Source organism: Salipiger sp., from assembly GCF_048261495.1.
Classification (GTDB): domain Bacteria; phylum Pseudomonadota; class Alphaproteobacteria; order Rhodobacterales; family Rhodobacteraceae; genus Salipiger.
This window is the reverse complement of the sequence record NZ_JBLXFX010000006.1, coordinates 217322-236384: the sequence shown is the minus strand read 5'-3', so window position 1 is coordinate 236384 and position 19063 is coordinate 217322. Positions and strand designations below refer to the sequence as shown.

Below are 19063 nucleotides of genomic sequence, written 5' to 3'. Positions count from 1 at the left end.
GCCCGCATGGACCTCTGGATCGCCTTCACCATCTCTGCCGCCTTCTTCCAGACCTTGCGCTTCATGCTGCACAAGGTGCTGAGCATGGGCACGCTGACCTCGACGGGGAGCACCTTTGCGCGCTTCGCCTACGCGATGCCCGCCGCGGCGCTGGCCATCGGGCTCTACCTCCGGCTGACGGGGCAGCCCTGGCCGGAGCTCGGCCCGGCGTTCTGGGGCTATGCCTGGATGGGCGCGCTGGGGCAGATCCTGGCCACGATCTGCGTGGTGGCGCTGTTCCGGCAGCGCAATTTCGCCGTCGGCATCACCTTCAAGAAGACCGAGGTCATCCAGACCGCCATCGTCGGGCTGCTGATCCTGGGGGAACGCATCTCGACCGCGGGCTGGGGGGCGATCCTGATCGGTCTCGTCGGCGTGCTGCTGCTGTCGGACACGCCGGGCGCGGGCAACCTGCTGAAGCGGATGATGACGCGGGCAGTCGCGCTCGGGCTGGCGTCGGGCTTCTTCTTTGCCTTCTCCGCCGTCGGTTACCGGGCCTCGTCGCTTGAGATCGACAGCGTGGATCCCTTCGTGCGCTCGGGCGTCACCCTGTCCATGGTCACCCTGTCGCAGACCATCGCGATGGCGGTCTGGCTGCGCATCGTCGAGCCGGGGCAGATCACCGCGGTCTGGGGCGCCCGCCGGACGGCGCTCTGGCTCGGGCTGGCCTCGATGGCGGGCAGCCTGTCGTGGTTCACCGCCTTCACGCTGCAGACCGCGGCCTATGTCCAGGCGCTGGGGCAGGTGGAACTGGTGTTCTCGCTCATGGCCTCGGTGCTGTTCTTCAAGGAACGGATCACCCGCCGGGAACTGGCGGGCATCGGGTTCCTTGCGCTTTCCATCCTCCTCCTGGTGCTGGTTCTCCGGCCCTAGCGCCGCTTCCGGGTTGCGCCCGCCGCCCCTTGGGGGCAGGGTCGCGCGGCAAATCCGAGGAGCGTCGACATGGCCTTTACCCTTGCCACCTGGAACATCAACTCCGTCCGTCTGCGCGAGGCGCTGGTGTCGCGCCTGCTGACCGAGGAGATGCCGGACGTACTGTGCCTGCAGGAGTGCAAGAGCCCGGTCGAGAAGATGCCGCTCGAGACGTTCCGGGCGCTGGGCTACACCCATATCATCGCGCGCGGGCAGAAGGGCTACAACGGCGTGGCGATCCTGTCGAAACTGCCGATCACCGATGTCGGCGACCGGGATTTCGCGCAGCTCGGCCATGCGCGTCACATCGCGGGGCAGCTGGAAAACGGCGTGACGATCCACAACTTCTATGTCCCTGCCGGCGGTGACAAGCCCGACCGCGAGATCAACGAGAAGTTCGGTCAGAAGCTCGACTATCTCACCGAGATGCGCGACTGGTTCCGCTCGGAAAAGCCGGAGAAGGCGATCCTCGTCGGCGATCTCAACATCGCCCCGCGCGAGGACGACGTCTGGAATCACAAGCAGCTTCTGAAGATCGTCTCCCATACGCCGATCGAGGTCGAGCATCTCGCGCAGGCGCAGGAGGCCGGGGGCTGGGTCGACATCACGCGGCAGGATCTGCCGGAGGGGCTGCTCTATTCCTGGTGGTCCTACCGGTCCTCGGACTGGGATGCCGCGGACAAGGGGCGGCGGCTGGATCACGTCTGGGCGACGCAGGACATCGCCAATTCCGGGCATTCCTCGCGCATCCTGAGGGCGGTGCGGGGGTGGGAGCAACCGTCCGACCACGCGCCGGTCTTCGCCTCCTTCGACCTCTGAGCGGGCCGCGGCGCGCCTTGCGCCCGCCGGGGGGCGGGCCGTGTTGCGCGGCACGCCGGAACGGTGCCATGATCGCAGGGCTTTCGCCCGCGGACGAATGAACGCTTCGGCACATCGCGCGTTGGGGTCTGCGGCGGGGTCTTGAGCGGGAACGACATGGGCGTGACACTGGGGTCGATCTACCCACATCTGATAGCGGTCGCGGCCGTGCTGGTGCCGCTCGCGGTGGCCTTCTGCATCTGGCGGGCGGTGACCTCGGCGCGCACGCCCCAGGGGGCGGTGGCCTGGGTGGTGTTCCTGCTGGCCGCGCCGTGGTTCGCGCTGCCGAGCTATGCGATCCTCGGCCACCACAAGGTGCGGGGCTACAAGGCCGCGCGGCGGGACAGCCGCCGCGTGGTCAAGGCGCTGGCCGACTTCGCCGATGAACACCCGGTGAGCCAGGATGCCGACCTCGGGCAGGGCGCGTTCGAGCGGCTGGCCGACATGCCGGCGGTCGGAGGCAATTCGGTCGATCTGCTGATCGACGGAGACGACGCCTTTGCCGCGATGATGGCCGCGATGGACCGCGCAGAGCATTACCTGCTGGTGCAGTTCTACACCTTTGCGGACGACGACCTGGGCGGGCGCTTTGCCGACCGGCTGATCGCGGCCGCCGCGCGCGGGGTGACGGTGCGGGTCATGTATGACGGGGTCGGCAGCTACGGGCTGTCCTCCGCCTACACGCGCCGCCTGCGCGACGGCGGGATCGAGACCATCGACCCCCACGAGGCGCGCGGCCCGACCTCGCGCCGGCAGGTGAATTTCCGCAACCACCGCAAGACCATCGTGATCGACGGGCGCGAAGGCTTCGTCGGCGGGCTGAACGTGGCGGACGACTATGTGGGCAAGGGCCCGTTCGGCCATTGGCGCGACACCCACCTCGCGCTGCGCGGGCCGGTGGTGGCGCAGTTGCAGCTGATCTTTGCCGAGGACTGGCACTGGGCCACGGGTCACGAGATCGGGCCCGGGCTCGACTGGCGGCCCGTGGACGAGGAGGCCAACCTCGCGGCGCTGATCGTCCCCTGCGGGCCGGGCGACGATTTCGACACCGGGGCGCTGTTCTTTGCCGCCGCCATCGCCGAGGCGCGCGAGAGGCTGTGGATCGCCTCGCCGTATTTCGTGCCCGATGCCGAGGTGCTCTCGGCTCTCAAGGTCGCCGCGCTGCGGGGGGTGGACGTGCGGGTGCTGGTGCCGGACGTTGCGGACCACACGCTGCCCTGGCTCGCCGCCTTCGCCTATTTCGACGAGATCCGCGCGGCGGGGGTCAAGGTCTGGCGCTACACCAGCGGCTTTACCCATCAGAAGGTGGTCCTGATCGACGATCGCATCGCCGCCGTCGGAACGGCGAATTTCGACAACAGATCCTTCCGGTTGAATTTCGAAACCATGGCGATGGTGTTCGACGGCGCCTTCGCGGGGCAGGTCGCGGCGATGCTCGAGGCCGACATCGCCCGCGCGCTGCCACTGGAAAAGGACCTGTCGGAACAGAAGTGGAAGGTCCGGCTCGGGGCGCCGCTGGCCCGCCTGCTGTCGCCGGTGTTGTGAGACAAGGGGTGAGATGAAGATCGCGAGCTACAATATCCGCAAAGCGGTCGGGCTGGACCGCCGCCGCGATCCGGCGCGCATCCTGAAGGTGCTGAACGACATCGGGGCCGACGTGGCGGTGCTGCAGGAGGCCGACCTGCGTCTCGGCGCGCGGCCCACCGCCATCCCGCGCTTTCTGATCGAGCAGGAGACGGACTACGCCATCACGGACCTTGCCAAGAACGATGTCAGCCTCGGCTGGCACGGCAACGCGGTGCTTGTGCGCAAGGGGCTGACGGTCGAGGAGGTGCGCCAGTTCGACCTGCCGGGGCTGGAGCCGCGGGGGGCGGTCGCCGTCCGCGTCGGCGGCATGGTCATCGTCGGCGCCCATCTCGGGTTGCTGCGACGCTGGCGGTTGCGCCAGATGACCGAGATCCGCCGCGCGCTGGGCAAGGATTGCGCCAATGCCGTGATCCTCGGCGATTTCAACGAATGGTCCGACGTGCGCGGCTACGAACCCTGGGAAGGGGCCTTCACCCTCGTCCTGCCGGGGCGCAGCTACCATGCCTCGCGCCCCTTCGTGGCGCTGGACGGCATTGCCTACGGCGGTGCCCTGCGGCTCGACGGGGCCGGCGTCGTGCGCGAGGGCGCGGCCCGCCATGCCTCGGACCATCTGCCGATCTGGGCACGGGTGGCGATCGCCTGAAGCGCCACGAAGGGGCATGTCGCCCTTGCAACATGGCAAAGCATGGGCCATCTGTCTCAGCGATGTGACCGCAAAGGCGGAGGATATGGACATGCTGGAACTGGGCACCAAGACGGCGGCACCCGCTGCCGATCTGATCAAGGATGTAAGCGAGGCCGAATTCATGGCCGAGGTCGTCGAACTGAGCCAGACGGTTCCGGTGATCGTCGATTTCTGGGCGCCCTGGTGCGGCCCCTGCAAGACACTCGGCCCGCAGCTCGAGGCTGCGGTGACCGCCGCCAAGGGCGCGGTGCGCATGGCCAAGGTCAACGTGGACGAAGCGCAGATGATCGCGAGCCAGTTGCGCATCCAGTCGATCCCGACGGTCTATGCCTTCTGGAAGGGCCAGCCGATCGACGGTTTCCAGGGCGCGGTCCCGCAGTCCGAGATCAAGGCCTTTGTCGAACGTGTCGTGCAGGCCTCGGGCGGGGATGCGAGCGGCGGTCTCGACGATGCCATCGCCGCCGCCGAGGAAATGCTGGAGCAGGGCGCCGCCGTCGATGCCGCGCAGGTGTTCGCCGCGATCCTCGAAGAGGAACCGGAACATGCGGGCGCCTATGGCGGCATGGTGCGGGCGCATATCGCGATGGGCGATCTCGACCAGGCCGAGGCGATCCTGAACGGCGCCCCGGCGTCGATTTCCCGCGCTCCCGAGCTGGAAGCCGCTCATGCCCAGCTCGAACTGGCGAGGCAGGCGGCGAATGCCGGTCCGGTCACCGAACTGACCCAGAAGGTCGAGGCCGACCCCTCCGATCATCAGGCCCGTTTCGACCTTGCGCAGGCGCTTTATGCGCATGGCGACGCGGAGGGCGCGGTGGCGCAGCTTCTCGAACTGTTCCGTCGCGACCGGGAATGGAACGAGGGCGCGGCCAAGACGCAGCTCTTCACCATTTTCGAGGCGCTCAAGCCGAACGATCCGGTGGTTCTCGCCGGTCGGCGGAAACTCAGCTCGATGATATTTGCCTGATGGGCCGCGCGGACTAGCTCGCCTGATATGGCGAAGCGTTTTGATCTGCCGGGGGTGCTCCCGGTCTTTCCGTTGCCCGGGGCGCTGCTGCTGCCCCGGTCGCGACTTCCGCTGCACATCTTCGAACCGCGCTACCTCGCGATGCTGGACGATGCGCTGAAGGCCGAGGCGCGGGTGATCGGGATGATCCAGCCCTCGGGGCCGGGCGACAAGGGGCTGCAAAAGATCGGCTGCGCGGGGCGCATCACCCAGTTTTCCGAAACCGAGGACGGGCGTTACATGATCACGCTCACCGGCCTCTCGCGCTTCCGGGTCCGGTCCGAGGTCGACGGTTTCACCCCATACCGCCGCTGCGAGGTGAGCTGGGACGGCTTCGGACGGGATCTCGAAACCTCCGACCACGACACCGGCTTCGACCGCAAGGCCTTCCTGCGCATCCTCGACCGCTTCTTTGCCGCGCAGAACCTGTCGGCGGACTGGGACACGCTGAAGGATGCCGAGGACGAGCTGCTCATCAACTCCCTGTCGATGCTGCTGGATTTCGCCCCGGAGGACAAGCAGGCGCTGCTCGAGGCGCCGTCGCTCAGCACGCGGCGCGAAACCCTTGTCACCCTGATCGAATACGCCCTGAGGGGCGGCTGCCACGAGGACCCGATGCAATGACCGCCCCGACCGACCCCGCCTTCGACCGACGCATGCTCGAAGCCCTGATCTGCCCGGCCTCGCAGAGCGCGCTCGAATACGATGCCGAGCGGCAGGAACTCGTCAGCCGGGCGTCGAACCTCGCCTATCCGATCCGCGACGGCATCCCCGTGATGCTGGTGGACGAGGCGCGCCGCCTCGATCCCTGATCCCTTCGGGGAGGCGCCGGGGCACTCAGGCGAGGGTCAGCGCGCGGGCAAAGATTTCCGCATCGACATTGCCGCCGGAGACGGTGCAGACCACGGCGTCGCCCTCGATCTCGGCGCCGTGAAACAGCGCGGCGGCCAGCGCCACGGCGCCGCCCGGTTCGGCCACGATCTTCAGATGCCGGAAGGCCAGCGCCATGGCGCGCAGGGCCTCGTCCTCGGTCACCGCGATGCCGGGGCCGCAGAGGCGTGCCATGATCGGAAAGGTCAGGTTGCCGGGCTGCGGCGTGATGATCGCGTCGCAGATATTGCCCGAAAGCTGCGGGTTCCGCTCGATCCGCCCCGAGAGCAGCGAGCGTTTCACGTCGTCGAAGCCCTGCGGCTCCGCCGGACGGGGGCGCAGGCCGGGCGCGCGGGCCTCCAGCGCCAGCGCGATCCCCGAGGTCAGGCCGCCACCGCCGCAGCAGACCAGGACATCGGCCCCGGTCACACCCAGCTCCGCCGCCTGTTCCGCGATTTCCAGCCCGCAGGTGCCCTGACCGGCGATCACCTCGGGTTCGTCGAAGGGCTTGACCAGCGTCAGCCCCCGTTCGGCCGCCAGCCGCGCGCCGATCTCGTCGCGATCCTCGGTCGCGCGGTCATAGGGCACGACCTCGGCGCCGAGCCCGCGCGTCCCGGCGATCTTGGCGGCGGGCGCGTCCGAGGGCATGACGATCACCGCCGGAGCGCCATGGGCACGCGCCGCGGCGGCGATGCCCTGTGCATGGTTGCCGGAGGAAAAGGCGATGATTCCGCGCTTGCGCACCTCCGGAGGAAGCGCGGAAATCGCCGACCATGCGCCGCGGAACTTGAAGCTGCCGGTGTGCTGAAGGCACTCGGCCTTGACCAGGACGCGGCGGCCAGCGACCTCGTCGAGGAAGGGCGAGCCGAGCATCGGCGTACGGCGGGCGTGCCCCTCGAGACGTTGCGCGGCGGCTTCGATGCGGGCGATATCCATGGGCTGTCCTGTCCTCGTCGTTTGCGGCGCAGGGTTAGCCTGTGACGCGGGGGTGTCAACGGGGTGCGGCGGGGGTTGCGGCGCGCGCCGTGCGGCGGCACCCTGCGGACCCATGATCGAGCGGTTGCACCAGCAGGACGGCGTGACCTCGCGGGCGCTGTTTTCGCGCTGCGGGACGTGGCGCTACGGGCTGGAGCGGCGCTGGGCCACGGGGGCGCCGTTGCTCTACGTCATGCTGAACCCCTCGACCGCCGACGAGACCCGCAACGACCCCACCATCGAACGCTGCCAGCGCCGCGCGGTCCGGCTGGGGTTCGGCGCGATGCGGATCGCCAACCTGTTTGCCTACCGGGCGACGCGGCCGCAGGATCTGCGCCGCGCGGAGGCGCCGGTCGGCCCGGAGAACGACGCGCTCGTTTCCGAGTGGCACGCGGAGGCCGGCATGACCCTTGCCGCCTGGGGCGTGCACGGGGCCTATCTCGGCCGCGGTCCCGCGATGGCCGCGCGGCTTGCCGGGCGGCTGCATCACCTCGGGCTGACCCGCGACGGCCATCCGCGCCACCCGCTCTACCTTCGCAACGATGCCGTTCCGCTGTGCTGGCCCGTTCCGATGCGCTATGGCGGGGGAACGTTTTCCTGACATTAACCCGAATGAGCGATGTCAGGGGAAAGGCGCGATCCGGCAAGCTCCGGTCGCGCGGGTAACGAGGGTTGGCCGATGCTCTGGCTTGCGGGATTGATGGGAATGATGATGCTGGGCTCGATCGCCGTCATCAGCACGCAGGAGGGTGAGGAGGATCGGGACGAAGACGTCGAAGGCGGCGACGCCGTGTCCGACGATCCCCTGCCCGAGGAGGCGGCCAGCGGCGTCGCGGGCGATGCGGATGCGCCCGGCGGCCTTGTCCTCGACGGCTCGGACGGCGCGGAGACCCTGACCGGAACGCCGATGACCGACCTGCTCGGCGGGGCCGGCGGCGACGACCTCGTGCAGGGGTTGGGCGCGGATGACGAACTTCTCGGCGGCGCGGGGGCCGATACCGTGCTGGGCGGCGATGGCAACGACACGCTGCACGGCGACGACGGCGACGATCTGCTTTCCGGCGGGGCGGGGGACGATGCGCTTTTTGCTCATGCAGGCGCCGATACCCTGCTCGGGGATGACGGCGACGACGTGCTGAACGGCGGATCGGGCGACGAATTTCTCGACGGCGGGGACGGCGACGACGCCCTTCACGGCCGCGAGGGCGACGACACCCTTTTCGGCGGCACGGGCAGCGATACGCTCATGGGCGGCGCGGGGGACGATGTACTCTCCGGGATCGAGGATGGCGTGACCGACTACCTCAACGCGGGCGATGGCGCCGACAGCCTGCTGGTGGGCGCCGGCGATGTCGCGACGGGTGGCGCGGGCGCGGACGATTTCCTGATGAGCCTGTCCTCCTCCTCCGGCGGAGAAGCTGCGACGCTGATGGATTTCGATGCGGTCGAGGATCAGGTCGTGGTGGTCTATGACGACCGCTCCGGCGCGGTGCCGGAGGTGCAACTGCGCGACAGCCCGACCGAGCCGGGCATGATGGAACTCCTGGTTGACGGCGAGGTGCTTGCCGTCATGCCGGGAGCCGAGGCGCCCGACCCCGGCGATATCGTCCTGATCGGCGAAAGCGTCGCCGGGGAAATGATCGCCGGCGGCTGAGGCATCGGGCAGAACCGATGGCCGGCCCGGTCCACGCGCATCGGGCCCGGCGGCAAATTCGCTTTCCATCGCGCCGGAATCACCCTATACGCGCGCATCCGCCCATACGGGGCGGGTTTCTCCATGGGCCCTGCTGGACGACATCCCGGCTTGCGCCATCCACTCCAACCCAGAAGGAGACCCCGATGTCGATCACTGCCGAAGAAAAGACCCGCCTGATGAAGGAATACGCGACCAAGGACGGCGACACCGGTTCGCCCGAAGTTCAGGTTGCGATCCTCACCAGCCGCATCACCACCCTGACCGAGCACTTCAAGACCCACAAGAAGGACAACCACTCGCGTCGTGGCCTTCTGAAGCTGGTGGCCCAGCGCCGCAAGCTGCTGGACTACCTGAAGGGCAAGGAAGAAGAGCGCTATCAGAAGCTGATCGCAAGCCTCGGCATCCGTCGCTGAGTCCGCGGGCGGGACTTCCCGCCCGGCACAGGCTTCAGGCGCCCGTTCCGAAAGGAGCGGGCGTTTTGCTGTCCGGGCGCCGCAGCGGCAGGGACGGAATTCTTCGACGAAACTTCGGGCGCCCCGGTCAGGGGAGTTCGCGGATCGGGGCGCGGTGTCCGCCCATGATGACCTGCCAGCCGCCTTGGCGCAGGTGACCCCCGCGCTGCTGAACCACCTCGCACAACGGATCGCGCCCGATTTCGTGGTCCAGCCCGACAACCGTCCGCCGGATCAGCCCGCCGCGCGGGTGGAAAACATATCTTCGCCCCTGCGCTTCGGCGTGGGACTGAGCCGCATCTTCATTCCGGACAGGATTCGCCTGAAACAAGCCGCGGATCACATCAGTTCGGGCTCGCGTCCGACCTTCCCGGCCAGCCGCGCCACCGTCAGCCCCTGCACGATGATCGAGAATACCACGACCACGTAGGTCGCGGTCAGGATCAGCGGTTTCCAGTCGTTGTCCGGCAGCGCCAGCGCCAGCGCGACCGAGATCCCGCCCTTCAGCCCGCCCCAGGTCATGATCGGAATCACGCCGGGCCCAATGTCGCGGAAGGGACGCAGCATCAGGACCGGCACGGCCACCGCCACCAGCCGGCCCAGAAGCGCCAGCAGGATCGAGGCCGTCGCCGCCACCAGGAAATCGAGCTCCAGCGCCACGGCAAAGACCTCGAACCCGATCATCAGGAACAGCACCGCGTTCAGGATCTCGTCCACCAGCACCCAGAAGGCCTCGACGTACTTGCGGGTTTCCTCGCTCATCCCGTAGCGCGACCCCACGTCGCCGATCAGCAGCCCGGCGCAGACCGCCACGATGGGGGCCGAGACGTGCAGGGCGATGGCAAGTTCGTAGCCGCCGAAGGCCAGCCCGAGGGTCAGCAGCACCTCGAGCGCGTAGTCGTCGATCCGCCGCATGACGCGGAACACCAGCCAGCCGAGCGCAAGGCCGAGCGCCGCCCCGCCCACCGCTTCGCGCAGGAACAGCGTCAGCGCACCGGCCAGCCCGCCGGCCTCCGCGCTGCCGTGCGAGACGGCGGGAAAGGCCAGTCCGACGAGGATCAGGTAGACCACGTATCCCACGCCGTCGTTGAACAGGCTTTCCCCGGCGATCTGGGTTTCCAGCGACTTGCGCAGGTTCGCCTCGCGCAGGACGCCCAGCACCGCCACCGGATCGGTGGGCGAGATCAGCGCCCCGAAGACCAGCGCCACCGCCAGCGGTGCGCCGGTCAGCCAGGAGAACCCGACCCCGACCACGGCGGTCGACAGCACCACGCCGACCGTCGCCATCAGCAGCACCACCGGCCAGACATTGCGCAGGTCCGACAGCTTCACATGCAGCGCCCCGGCAAAGAGCAGCAGGCCCAGCATCCCTTCGAGCAGCGCATCGGAGAAGTCGATCTCCAGGATCTGGGTCCGGATCTGGTCGGCGATGCGCAGATCCAGCACCCAGTCGGCGAGCAGCGTCACGAAAGAGGTGAACAGCGCCACCACGAGGATGCCGATGGAGGAAGGCAGCTTGAGGAACAGGTAGTTGATCGAGCCGAAAATTCCGGCCAGCACGATGAGCAGGGAGGCGATCTGAAGAATGGTCATCCGGTCCAGCCGTCCTGTGCAACGCGTTGAAGAAAGATCCTCTTGCGGGTGTAGCAATCCCGCCGCCGCGGGGGAACCGGCAGTTTGCCCTCGCGGGAGGGGATGCGGCCCGGCATTCCCGCTTCCAAAGGGCTTCAACTTCCTGTATTGGCCCCCCATCTGAGACGTGACGCCTTTGGGCCCCCGGGCGCGTGCAACAGGATAGGGGGCGGCGGCAATGGGGCCGCCATGAAAAACGGGAGACCCGGAGGGCCGGGAGCGCTCCCTTACAGGATACTCAAATGTTCAACGTTACGACGAAATCGATGCAGTGGGGGGAGGAAACCCTCACTCTGGAAACGGGCAAGGTTGCCCGTCAGGCCGACGGAACCGTCATCGCCACCCTGGGCGAGACGAGCGTCATGGCCAACGTCACCTTCGCCAAGGCCGCGAAGGAAGGTCAGGATTTCTTTCCGCTGACCGTCCACTACCAGGAAAAATACTATGCCGCCGGCAAGGTGCCGGGCGGCTTCTTCAAGCGCGAGGCGCGGCCGACCGAAAAGGAAACGCTGACCGCCCGCCTGATCGACCGTCCGATCCGCCCGCTGTTCGTTCCCGGCTTCAAGCATGAAGTGCTGGTGATGTGCACGGTGCTGAGCCACGATCTGGTCAACGATCCCGACATCGTCGCGATGATCGCCGCCTCCGCCGCGCTGACCATCTCGGGCGTGCCGTTCATGGGCCCGATCGCCGGTTGCCGCGTCGGCTACGAGGATGGCGAATACATCCTGAACCCGACGGTCGACGACATGCAGGGGCTGCGCAACAACCCCGAGCAGCGTCTCGACCTGGTCGTCGCCGGCACCAAGGACGCCGTGATGATGGTGGAATCGGAAGCCTACGAACTGACCGAGGACGAAATGCTGGGCGCGGTCGTCTTCGCGCACGAGCAGATCCAGCCGGTTGTCGACCTCATCATCTCGCTGGCCGAAACCGCCGCGAAGGAGCCGTTCGACTTCCAGGCGCCGGATTACTCCGAGCTGTTCGCCGCGGTGAAATCCGTGGGCGAGGACAAGATGAAGGCGGCCTACGCCATCACCGACAAGCAGGAGCGGGTTGCCGCGGTCTCTGCCGCCAAGGACGAGATCAAGGCGCAGCTTTCCGAAGAGCAACTGGCGGATTCCAACCTCGGCTCCGCCATCAAGAAGCTGGAATCGACGGTTCTGCGGTCGGACGTGGTGAAGAACAAGCGCCGCATCGACGGCCGCGCGCTGGATCAGGTCCGCCCGATCCTGTCGGAAACCGGCCTGCTGCCGCGGACCCACGGTTCGGCCCTGTTCACCCGCGGTGAAACCCAGGCGCTGGTCGTGACCACGCTCGGCACCGGCGACGACGAGCAGTTCATCGACGCGCTGCACGGCAACTTCAAGTCCAACTTCCTGCTGCACTACAACTTCCCGCCGTACTCGGTCGGTGAAGTGGGCCGCGTGGGCAGCCCGGGCCGTCGCGAGATCGGCCACGGCAAGCTCGCCTGGCGCGCGCTGCAGGCGGTTCTGCCCGCCGCGACCGACTTCCCCTACACGATCCGCATCGTGTCGGAGATCACCGAATCCAACGGCTCGTCCTCGATGGCCTCCGTCTGCGGCGGCTCGCTGTCGATGATGGATGCGGGCGTTCCGCTCAAGGCGCCCGTGGCCGGCGTCGCCATGGGTCTCGTGCTGGAAGACGACGGCGAGTTCGCCGTCCTGACCGACATCCTCGGCGACGAGGATCACCTCGGCGACATGGACTTCAAGGTCGCGGGCACCGAAAACGGCATCACCTCGCTGCAGATGGACATCAAGGTCGCGGGCATCACGCCCGAGATCATGAAGCAGGCGCTTGCACAGGCCAAGGACGGCCGGATGCATATCCTGGGCGAGATGGCCAAGGCGCTGACCGAAGCGGCCGAATTCTCGGTCCACGCACCGCGCATCGAGACCATGCAGATCCCGACCGACAAGATCCGTGAAGTGATCGGTTCGGGCGGCAAGGTGATCCGCGAGATCGTGGAAGTGTCGGGCGCCAAGGTCGACATCAACGACGACGGCATCATCAAGATCGCATCGCCGAACGGCGAAGCCATCAAGAAGGCCTACGACATGATCTGGTCCATCGTGGCCGAGCCGGAAGAAGGCGGGATCTACAAGGGCAAGGTCGTGAAGATCGTCGATTTCGGCGCCTTCGTGAACTTCTTCGGCAAGCGTGACGGCCTCGTGCACGTCTCCCAGATCGAAAACCGCCGCCTGAACCATCCGTCGGACGTGCTGAAGGAAGGCCAGGAAGTCTGGGTCAAGCTGCTGGGCTTCGACGATCGCGGCAAGGTGCGCCTGTCGATGAAGGTCGTGAACCAGGAGACCGGCGAACCCGCGGTCGAAGAGAAGAACAAGGAAGAGGCGGAGGGCTGAGGCCTTTCGCGCCGCGGACCCGTCCGCAGCGATCTTTCGGAACGCCCCGGCCGATGCGCCGGGGCGTTTTGCGTTTCAGCGGCCACCCTGTCGCTGCGGAATCGTGGCATGAGGCTGGGGGCGAAGGTCAACCTCGGGGTGAATCCCGGCGCGCCGACGCAGCCGCAACGGGACGCGGCGGACAAAAAAAGGCCGGGCAAAATGCCCGGCCAGGTCCAACAGGGAGGTGCATGCGATGACCCGCACATGCAACGGGAACTTGTGTCGAATTTTCACGATCCGACAGGTTGATCTTACTTTGAGTTACGTAAACCTCAAAGCGCGACCTTTTGCCGACCGGCAGAAATGCAACACGTTAACTTTTCTGCCATGTTTTCAGGCAACAAGCCGGTAGCCTCCGGATTCCGTCACGAGAATTCGCGCGTTCGACGGGTCCGGTTCGATCTTTTGACGCAACCTGTAGATGTGCGTTTCCAGCGTGTGAGTCGTCACGCCCGCGTTATATCCCCAGACCTCGTGCAGCAGGATGTCGCGCGGCACCACGCCCTCGGTCGAGCGGTAGAGGTACTTCAGGATGTTGGTCTCTTTCTCGGTGAGGCGGATCTTGCGGTCGTCCTCGGTCACCAGCATCTTCATCGCGGGCTTGAAGGTATAGGGCCCGACGGCAAAGACCGCATCCTCGGACTGTTCGTGCTGGCGCAGCTGGGCGCGGATGCGGGCCAGCAGGACCGGAAACTTGAAGGGCTTGGTGACGTAGTCGTTCGCGCCGGCGTCGAGACCCAGGATCGTGTCGGCATCGGTGTCGTGGCCGGTCAGCATGATGATCGGCGACTTGATGCCCTGCTTGCGCAGCAGCTTGCAGAGTTCGCGCCCGTCGGTGTCCGGCAGACCCACGTCGAGGATGATCAGGTCGTAGATCTGCTCCTTGACGCGGGGCATGGCGGCGGCGGCGCTGTCGGCTTCGAAGACCTCGAAATCCTCGGTCATCACGAGTTGTTCGGCCAGCGCCTCGCGCAGGTCGTCGTCATCGTCCACGAGCAGAATGTTTTTGATCTGAGCCATCTTGGCGCCTCCTTCTGTCTTGTGACTTCACATGGATACACCGTTGCGTGTCGGCAAGTTTTGCGTCACGACTTTCACGCCCTCGTGTCCGGCGGGGGCTTTTGTTACAGGATCGGCGGGCGCATCTGTCAGTCCGCCCCTTGCCCATGCCGGAAAACTGGACCTCGCCATGCCGCTTGCCCCCGATCTAGCCGAAACGCTCGCGCGGGCCCGTGCCGATCTGCGCATGGGGGTGCCGGTGGTTCTGTCCGGCGCTGCGGGCGGCGCGCTGGTGCTGGCGGCCGAAACCCTCAGCGCGGCGCGCTTTGCGCTGGTGCGCGGGATGGGGCGCGCGGACCTCGTGTTGACGGCGCGGCGGGCCGAGACGCTCAAGGCGCGGGCCTATGACGGAGATGTGGCGCGGGTGATCCTGCCCGAGGATGCCGACGTGCTCTGGTTGCGCGGGATCGCCGACCCCGCCGACGACCTCGCGATGCCGATGAAGGGGCCGCTGGCGACCCGGCGCGAGGGCGACGCCGCGCTGCACAGGCTGGCGGTGACGCTGGCGAAGTCGGCGCGGCTACTGCCCGCGGTCCTCGTCCTGCCGCTTGCCGACCCGGCGGCACTGGCGCAGGCCGAGCGGCTGACGCTTGTCGATGCGGCGGCGGCGGCGCCCTACATGCTGACGCTGGCGGCGCTCGATCACGTGGTCTCGGCCCGCGTGCCGCTGCGCGCCGCCGAAAACGCCCGGCTGCACATCTTCCGCCCCGAGGACGGCTCGGACGAGCATTACGCGGTCGAGGTCGGTCGCCCGGATCGCGCCGCCCCGGTGCTGGCACGGCTGCATTCGGCCTGTTTCACCGGAGACCTGCTCGGGTCGCTGAAATGCGATTGCGGTCCGCAACTGAACGCCGCGCTGGCGCGCATGGGGCAGGAGGGGGCGGGGGTGCTGCTCTATCTCAACCAGGAGGGGCGGGGGATCGGCCTGGCCAACAAGATGCGGGCCTATGCGCTGCAGGATCAGGGGTTCGACACGGTCGAGGCCAATCACCGGCTGGGGTTCGAGGATGACGAGCGCGATTTCCGCCTCGGCGCCGGGATCCTGCGCAAGATGGGTTTCGGTGCGGTGCGCCTGCTGACCAACAACCCGAGCAAGATCGCGATGATGGAGCGCTGCGGCATTGATGTCACCGAGCGGGTGCCGCTGAAGGTCGGAGAGAATCCGTACAACGCGGCCTACCTCGCGACCAAGGCCGCGAAGTCGGGGCACCTGCTGTGAGCGCGTCGGACATGGTGCTGACGCGGAGCGGGCTGCGCTATGCCGGTCGCCTCTGGCCCTGCACGGTCGGGCGGGGGGGCATCCGGACGGACAAGTCCGAGGGGGACGGGGCAACCCCGGTGGGGGTGCATCGGATCGTCGGCTGCCTCTACCGCCCCGACCGGCTTGCGACGCCCGCCCCCTGGGCCGAGCCGATCCTGCCGGGCGACCTGTGGTCCGATGCCTCCGGCCAGCCGGAGTACAACCACCTCGTCCGGGCGCCCTATCCGCACAGCCACGAGGACATGCGCCGCGCCGACCCGATGTATGACGTGGTTCTGCTCACCGACTGGAACTGGCCCGACGCGCAGGCCGGGCGCGGCTCGGCCATCTTTTTGCACCAGTGGCGCGGGCGGGGACGGCCGACCGCCGGCTGCATTGCCTTTGCGCGCCGGGATCTGCTGCGCATCGCCGCGCTTGCCGCGCCTGGGACGCGGCTGGTGGTGCCCGAGGGCCTGGCCTATTCCGGGTAGTTGCGGCGGGCGCTTGCCTTGCCGACGACCTTGTTTCCGGCCCGTGCGGTGGCGGTCCATTCGTAGACATGCGCCCCGTTCGGCGGGCAGGGGCTCTTGTACTTGAAGGCCCCGGCGGGCAGTTGTCCGGCGCGGGAAACCTTCAGCTTGCCGCCGCCGTGATTGAAGGTCGGAACGTTGATATCCCTGAGGCGGAACTCGACCGAGGTTGTCCCGGCGGGCAGGTCCCTGATCGCGAAGGCCGGGGAGGGCACCGTTCCGGGACGTCCCGAGGTGCAGCGGGGAATATCGCCCCAGGCGAAGCTGATGGAAAACTCGGCTTGCGCGGCGCCGGTCTGCAGGGCCAGCGCGGCGAGGACGGGAAGAACGTATTTCATTTCGAAATCCTTTCCGGTCAATGTACACCGAAAGTATTCGGACCCCGGCGGGGTCTGTCAACGAAATGCGGTCAAGCCGGGGGCTTCAGCCCGGCGGTCATGCGGCAAGCGACCGCGTCACCCCCTGCAGCATGTCGAGGCATTGCGAAAGCTGGTCGCGGGCGATGTATTCGTCGGGCTTGTGCGCCTGCGTGATGGAACCGGGGCCGCAGACCACGACGGACATGCCCATTTCCTGGAACAGCCCGGCCTCGGTCCCGAAGGGGACGACCTCGGCGGCGTTGGCGCCGGTGAGTTGCGCCACCAGGTCGCGCGCCGCGTTGTCGTCCATCGGTTCGAGGCCGACGACCTCTCCGATCACCTCGGTGGTGATGTCGGCCTGGGGGGTGACCGCGCGCATGGCGGGCAGCAGTTCATGTTCGACGTAATGGGCGATGGCTTCCTTGACGAAATCCGCATCGCCCGCCTGCACGGGCCGCATTTCCCAGTCGATCTCGGCCTTGCCGGGGATGACGTTGTGGGCGACCCCACCCGAAAGGCGGCCGACGTTGACGCTGGTCCAGGGCGGATCGAAGCGGGAATCGCGCGGGGCGCGGGCCTTGAGCGCCTCGGCCAGTTCCATCAGGCGGTTGACGTAACGCACCGCGTAGAGCACCGCGTTGACGCCCCGGTCGGGGGCGGAGCCGTGCCCTTCGAGTCCGGTGAACCGCGCGGTGTATTCGCAGCAGCCCTTGTGGCCTTCGACGATGTGCATGAGCGTCGGCTCCCCGACGATGGCGATGCGCGGCGCGTAGCCCCGGGCCTTGAGCTCCGGCACGAGGTTGCGCGCGCCGAGGCAGCCGACCTCTTCGTCGTGGGTGAAGCACAGGTGCACCGGGCGGCGCAGGCGGGTGCGCGACAGCGGTTTCGCCATGGCCAGCGCCGCGGCGATGAAGCCCTTCATGTCGCAGGTGCCGCGCCCGTAGAGCAGGTCCCCCCGCCGGGTGAGGGCGAAGGGATCGCTGGTCCAGTCCTGATCGGTCACCGGCACCACGTCGGAATGCCCCGACAGCACCACCCCGCCCGGCACATCGGGTCCGATGGAGGCAAAGAGGTTGGCCTTCGTGCCGCTGTCATCGTGGAACAGGTCGACCCGCGCGCCCAGCCCTTCGAGCCGGGTGGCCATCGCCGCCATCATGTCGAGATTGCTGTCCGTCGACACGGTGGGAAAGGCGATGAGGTCTTCGAGGATGGTTTCGGTATCGGTCAGTAGCGTCATGTCTTCACGATCATGCTGCGCGGCCGGTCACAGAAGCACTCGGCGGCGCCGTTTTCGGTGATGAGGATCGATTCGGTGATCTCCAGCCCCCAGTCCGCCATCCAGAGCCCGGGCATGAAGTGGAAGGTCATGCCGGGTTGCAGGATCGTCTCGTCCTCTGAGCGCAGCGAGATCGTGCGCTCGCCCCAGTCCGGCGGATAGCTGAGTCCGATGGGATAGCCGCAGCGCGCCCCGCGTTCGATGCCGGCGCGCTCGAGCGGGGCGGCGAGGGCATTGGCGATGTCGCAGGCGCGGTTGCCGGCGCGGGCGGCTTCCAGACCGGCCTCGAGCCCCTCGACAAGCGCGGTTTCGGCGGCCCGCAGAAAATCCGGCGGCTCGCCGAGGAAGATCGTGCGGCAGAACGGCGTGTGATAGCGCCGGTAACAGCCGGAAATCTCGAAGAAGGTGGCCTCGCCCTTGCGGAAGGGGTCGCCGTTCCAGGTGAGATGCGGTGCCGCCGCGTCGGACCCGGAGGGCAGCAGCGGCACGATGGCGGCATAGTCGCCCCAATCGCCGTCGACGCCCCGGATCGCGTCGCGCTGGATCTCGGCCACCACCTCGTTCTTGGGCACGCCGGGTTCGACCCGTTCGATCAGCCCGTCGACGATCTTTTCCGAGATCCGCGCCGCCTTGCGCATGAAGGCGATCTCCTCCGCCGACTTGATGCCGCGCTGCCAGTTCACCAGCGCCGTCGCATCGACGAAGACGGCCTCGGGCAGGCTCTCCACCAGCGCCACATGCGCCTTGGCAGAGAAATAGTAGTTGTCCATCTCGACCCCGATCCGGGCCCGTTCGTGGCCGAGACCGATCAGCCGCTGGCTGAGGTCCTGCATCGGGTGGCGGATGGTGGACTGGACGTAGTGGTCCGCATAGCCGATGACCCGGTCATCGCCCATCCAGACCGTACGCACCGCGCCGTTGGTGTCCTGGTTGCGTCCCCACCAGATCGGGTCGGCATCGTGGAACACCAGAACCCCCTGGTGCACGTAGAAGGACCAGCCGTCATAGCCGGTGATCCAGGCCATGTTGGAGGGGTCGGTCAGCAGCATGACCTCGAGGCCCGCGCGCTCCATCGCCTTCCGGGTGAGCGCGAGGCGGCGTTGGTACTCTGCCTCGGTAAAGGGCAGGGCTTTCTGGAATCTGTGTTGGGGCATCGAGGGTCACCTGGTACTTTCCTGCCTGCAGAACAACGCGGAACCGGGGGCGGGTGCCCGTCAAAAACGACACGCGAGCGGCAGGGAACGGAAAAAACGACGATTTTCCCGGCAAGTGCTTATCCCATGGGCGTCAATTTCGGGTCAACCGCGCAGAATCCCCGTCGATTCTGGCGGCAGGGCAGGGGTGACGCCGGGTCAAACGCGGCGATCTGCCGTTTTTGCGTGCAGTCGATTGTCCTGCATCACCGCGTTCGGGTGGCGTTTTTTCGGGGAGATATGCCGCTTTCGTGACCGGACCTCCCGC

General features: G+C 67.4%; 19 protein-coding genes. 13 read left to right on the top strand and 6 right to left on the bottom strand.

Going from position 1 to position 19063, the window contains the following annotated elements:
• Positions 1-6: 6 nt before the first annotated feature.
• The 7 genes from ACN0RJ_RS14320 (at position 7) to ACN0RJ_RS14290 (ending at position 5896) form a co-directional block, all read left to right on the top strand.
• Positions 7-912 carry an EamA family transporter gene (locus tag ACN0RJ_RS14320; protein ID WP_417724693.1) on the top strand — a complete coding sequence of 302 codons (906 nt, stop codon included), beginning with the start codon at positions 7-9 and terminating at the stop codon, positions 910-912.
• Positions 913-981: 69 nt separating this feature from the next.
• Positions 982-1770, top strand: coding sequence for an exodeoxyribonuclease III (locus ACN0RJ_RS14315; RefSeq protein ID WP_417720337.1), 789 nt, complete (start codon positions 982-984; stop codon positions 1768-1770).
• Positions 1771-1911: 141 nt separating this feature from the next.
• On the top strand, positions 1912-3354 hold the full coding sequence (gene cls / locus ACN0RJ_RS14310; RefSeq protein WP_417724692.1) for a cardiolipin synthase: 1443 nt from the start codon (positions 1912-1914) through the stop codon (positions 3352-3354).
• Positions 3355-3367: 13 nt separating this feature from the next.
• Positions 3368-4039: an endonuclease/exonuclease/phosphatase family protein gene (locus tag ACN0RJ_RS14305; protein ID WP_417724691.1), complete on the top strand. Its 672-nt coding sequence runs from the start codon at positions 3368-3370 to the stop codon at positions 4037-4039.
• A gap of 91 nt (positions 4040-4130) precedes the next feature.
• On the top strand, positions 4131-5045 hold the full coding sequence (locus ACN0RJ_RS14300) for a tetratricopeptide repeat protein (RefSeq protein ID WP_417720340.1): 915 nt from the start codon (positions 4131-4133) through the stop codon (positions 5043-5045).
• A gap of 27 nt (positions 5046-5072) precedes the next feature.
• Entirely contained in the window at positions 5073-5708 is a 636-nt protein-coding gene (locus ACN0RJ_RS14295) for an LON peptidase substrate-binding domain-containing protein (protein ID WP_417720341.1), read from the top strand.
• Positions 5705-5896, top strand: a complete 192-nt coding sequence (locus ACN0RJ_RS14290) for a Trm112 family protein (protein WP_417720342.1) — start codon at positions 5705-5707, stop codon at positions 5894-5896. The genes ACN0RJ_RS14295 and ACN0RJ_RS14290 overlap by 4 nt, the downstream gene beginning before the upstream one ends.
• A gap of 25 nt (positions 5897-5921) precedes the next feature.
• Here the strand turns inward: ACN0RJ_RS14290 and ACN0RJ_RS14285 are convergent, their stop codons facing one another.
• Positions 5922-6890, bottom strand: coding sequence for a threonine ammonia-lyase (locus tag ACN0RJ_RS14285; RefSeq protein WP_417724690.1), 969 nt, complete (start codon positions 6888-6890; stop codon positions 5922-5924).
• Positions 6891-7002: 112 nt separating this feature from the next.
• Between ACN0RJ_RS14285 and ACN0RJ_RS14280 the strand changes: the two genes are divergently transcribed.
• From ACN0RJ_RS14280 to rpsO, 3 genes are all read left to right on the top strand, one after another.
• On the top strand, positions 7003-7530 hold the full coding sequence (locus ACN0RJ_RS14280; RefSeq protein ID WP_417724689.1) for a DUF1643 domain-containing protein: 528 nt from the start codon (positions 7003-7005) through the stop codon (positions 7528-7530).
• A gap of 78 nt (positions 7531-7608) precedes the next feature.
• The gene (locus tag ACN0RJ_RS14275; protein ID WP_417724688.1) at positions 7609-8583 is read left to right on the top strand and encodes a calcium-binding protein; all 975 of its coding nucleotides are present in this window, start codon (positions 7609-7611) and stop codon (positions 8581-8583) included.
• A gap of 185 nt (positions 8584-8768) precedes the next feature.
• Complete coding sequence (gene rpsO, locus ACN0RJ_RS14270) at positions 8769-9038, top strand: 30S ribosomal protein S15 (RefSeq protein WP_417720346.1); 270 nt, start codon at positions 8769-8771, stop codon at positions 9036-9038.
• A 378-nt stretch (positions 9039-9416) separates the two neighbouring features.
• Here rpsO and ACN0RJ_RS14265 read toward each other — a convergent pair whose 3' ends face one another.
• Positions 9417-10670, bottom strand: a complete 1254-nt coding sequence (locus ACN0RJ_RS14265; protein ID WP_417724687.1) for a cation:proton antiporter — start codon at positions 10668-10670, stop codon at positions 9417-9419.
• Positions 10671-10951: 281 nt separating this feature from the next.
• Here ACN0RJ_RS14265 and pnp point away from each other — a divergent pair, with 281 nt between their 5' ends.
• On the top strand, positions 10952-13096 hold the full coding sequence (gene pnp, locus ACN0RJ_RS14260) for a polyribonucleotide nucleotidyltransferase (RefSeq protein ID WP_417720349.1): 2145 nt from the start codon (positions 10952-10954) through the stop codon (positions 13094-13096).
• Positions 13097-13471: 375 nt separating this feature from the next.
• Here the strand turns inward: pnp and ACN0RJ_RS14255 are convergent, their stop codons facing one another.
• Positions 13472-14158: a response regulator transcription factor gene (locus ACN0RJ_RS14255; protein ID WP_417720350.1), complete on the bottom strand. Its 687-nt coding sequence runs from the start codon at positions 14156-14158 to the stop codon at positions 13472-13474.
• Between the two features lie 169 nt (positions 14159-14327).
• On the opposite strand from ACN0RJ_RS14255, the gene ribA reads away from it, so the two are divergent.
• Positions 14328-15416 carry a GTP cyclohydrolase II gene (gene ribA / locus ACN0RJ_RS14250; protein WP_417724686.1) on the top strand — a complete coding sequence of 363 codons (1089 nt, stop codon included), beginning with the start codon at positions 14328-14330 and terminating at the stop codon, positions 15414-15416.
• Positions 15413-15928 carry a L,D-transpeptidase family protein gene (locus tag ACN0RJ_RS14245; protein WP_417724685.1) on the top strand — a complete coding sequence of 172 codons (516 nt, stop codon included), beginning with the start codon at positions 15413-15415 and terminating at the stop codon, positions 15926-15928. Before ribA ends, ACN0RJ_RS14245 begins: the two co-directional genes overlap by 4 nt.
• Here ACN0RJ_RS14245 and ACN0RJ_RS14240 read toward each other — a convergent pair.
• From ACN0RJ_RS14240 to ACN0RJ_RS14230, 3 genes are all read right to left on the bottom strand, one after another.
• Positions 15916-16305, bottom strand: a complete 390-nt coding sequence (locus ACN0RJ_RS14240) for a hypothetical protein (RefSeq protein ID WP_417724684.1) — start codon at positions 16303-16305, stop codon at positions 15916-15918. The two genes, ACN0RJ_RS14245 and ACN0RJ_RS14240, sit on opposite strands and share 13 nt — an antisense overlap.
• A gap of 97 nt (positions 16306-16402) precedes the next feature.
• The gene (gene argE, locus ACN0RJ_RS14235; protein ID WP_417720354.1) at positions 16403-17563 is read right to left on the bottom strand and encodes an acetylornithine deacetylase; all 1161 of its coding nucleotides are present in this window, start codon (positions 17561-17563) and stop codon (positions 16403-16405) included.
• Positions 17560-18756: a M24 family metallopeptidase gene (locus tag ACN0RJ_RS14230; RefSeq protein ID WP_417720355.1), complete on the bottom strand. Its 1197-nt coding sequence runs from the start codon at positions 18754-18756 to the stop codon at positions 17560-17562. Before ACN0RJ_RS14230 ends, argE begins: the two co-directional genes overlap by 4 nt.
• Between the last annotated feature and the right edge of the window lie 307 nt (positions 18757-19063).

Coding starts and splice junctions, on each gene's coding strand:
- ACN0RJ_RS14320 (WP_417724693.1), top strand. CDS start 7: ATGGACCTCTGGATCGCCTTCACCATCTCTGCCGCCTTCTTCCAGACC.
- ACN0RJ_RS14315 (WP_417720337.1), top strand. CDS start 982: ATGGCCTTTACCCTTGCCACCTGGAACATCAACTCCGTCCGTCTGCGC.
- ACN0RJ_RS14305 (WP_417724691.1), top strand. CDS start 3,368: ATGAAGATCGCGAGCTACAATATCCGCAAAGCGGTCGGGCTGGACCGC.
- ACN0RJ_RS14300 (WP_417720340.1), top strand. CDS start 4,131: ATGCTGGAACTGGGCACCAAGACGGCGGCACCCGCTGCCGATCTGATC.
- ACN0RJ_RS14295 (WP_417720341.1), top strand. CDS start 5,073: ATGGCGAAGCGTTTTGATCTGCCGGGGGTGCTCCCGGTCTTTCCGTTG.
- ACN0RJ_RS14290 (WP_417720342.1), top strand. CDS start 5,705: ATGACCGCCCCGACCGACCCCGCCTTCGACCGACGCATGCTCGAAGCC.
- ACN0RJ_RS14285 (WP_417724690.1), bottom strand. CDS start 6,890: ATGGATATCGCCCGCATCGAAGCCGCCGCGCAACGTCTCGAGGGGCAC.
- ACN0RJ_RS14280 (WP_417724689.1), top strand. CDS start 7,003: ATGATCGAGCGGTTGCACCAGCAGGACGGCGTGACCTCGCGGGCGCTG.
- ACN0RJ_RS14275 (WP_417724688.1), top strand. CDS start 7,609: ATGCTCTGGCTTGCGGGATTGATGGGAATGATGATGCTGGGCTCGATC.
- rpsO (WP_417720346.1), top strand. CDS start 8,769: ATGTCGATCACTGCCGAAGAAAAGACCCGCCTGATGAAGGAATACGCG.
- ACN0RJ_RS14265 (WP_417724687.1), bottom strand. CDS start 10,670: ATGACCATTCTTCAGATCGCCTCCCTGCTCATCGTGCTGGCCGGAATT.
- pnp (WP_417720349.1), top strand. CDS start 10,952: ATGTTCAACGTTACGACGAAATCGATGCAGTGGGGGGAGGAAACCCTC.
- ACN0RJ_RS14255 (WP_417720350.1), bottom strand. CDS start 14,158: ATGGCTCAGATCAAAAACATTCTGCTCGTGGACGATGACGACGACCTG.
- ribA (WP_417724686.1), top strand. CDS start 14,328: ATGCCGCTTGCCCCCGATCTAGCCGAAACGCTCGCGCGGGCCCGTGCC.
- ACN0RJ_RS14240 (WP_417724684.1), bottom strand. CDS start 16,305: ATGAAATACGTTCTTCCCGTCCTCGCCGCGCTGGCCCTGCAGACCGGC.
- argE (WP_417720354.1), bottom strand. CDS start 17,563: ATGACGCTACTGACCGATACCGAAACCATCCTCGAAGACCTCATCGCC.
- ACN0RJ_RS14230 (WP_417720355.1), bottom strand. CDS start 18,756: ATGCCCCAACACAGATTCCAGAAAGCCCTGCCCTTTACCGAGGCAGAG.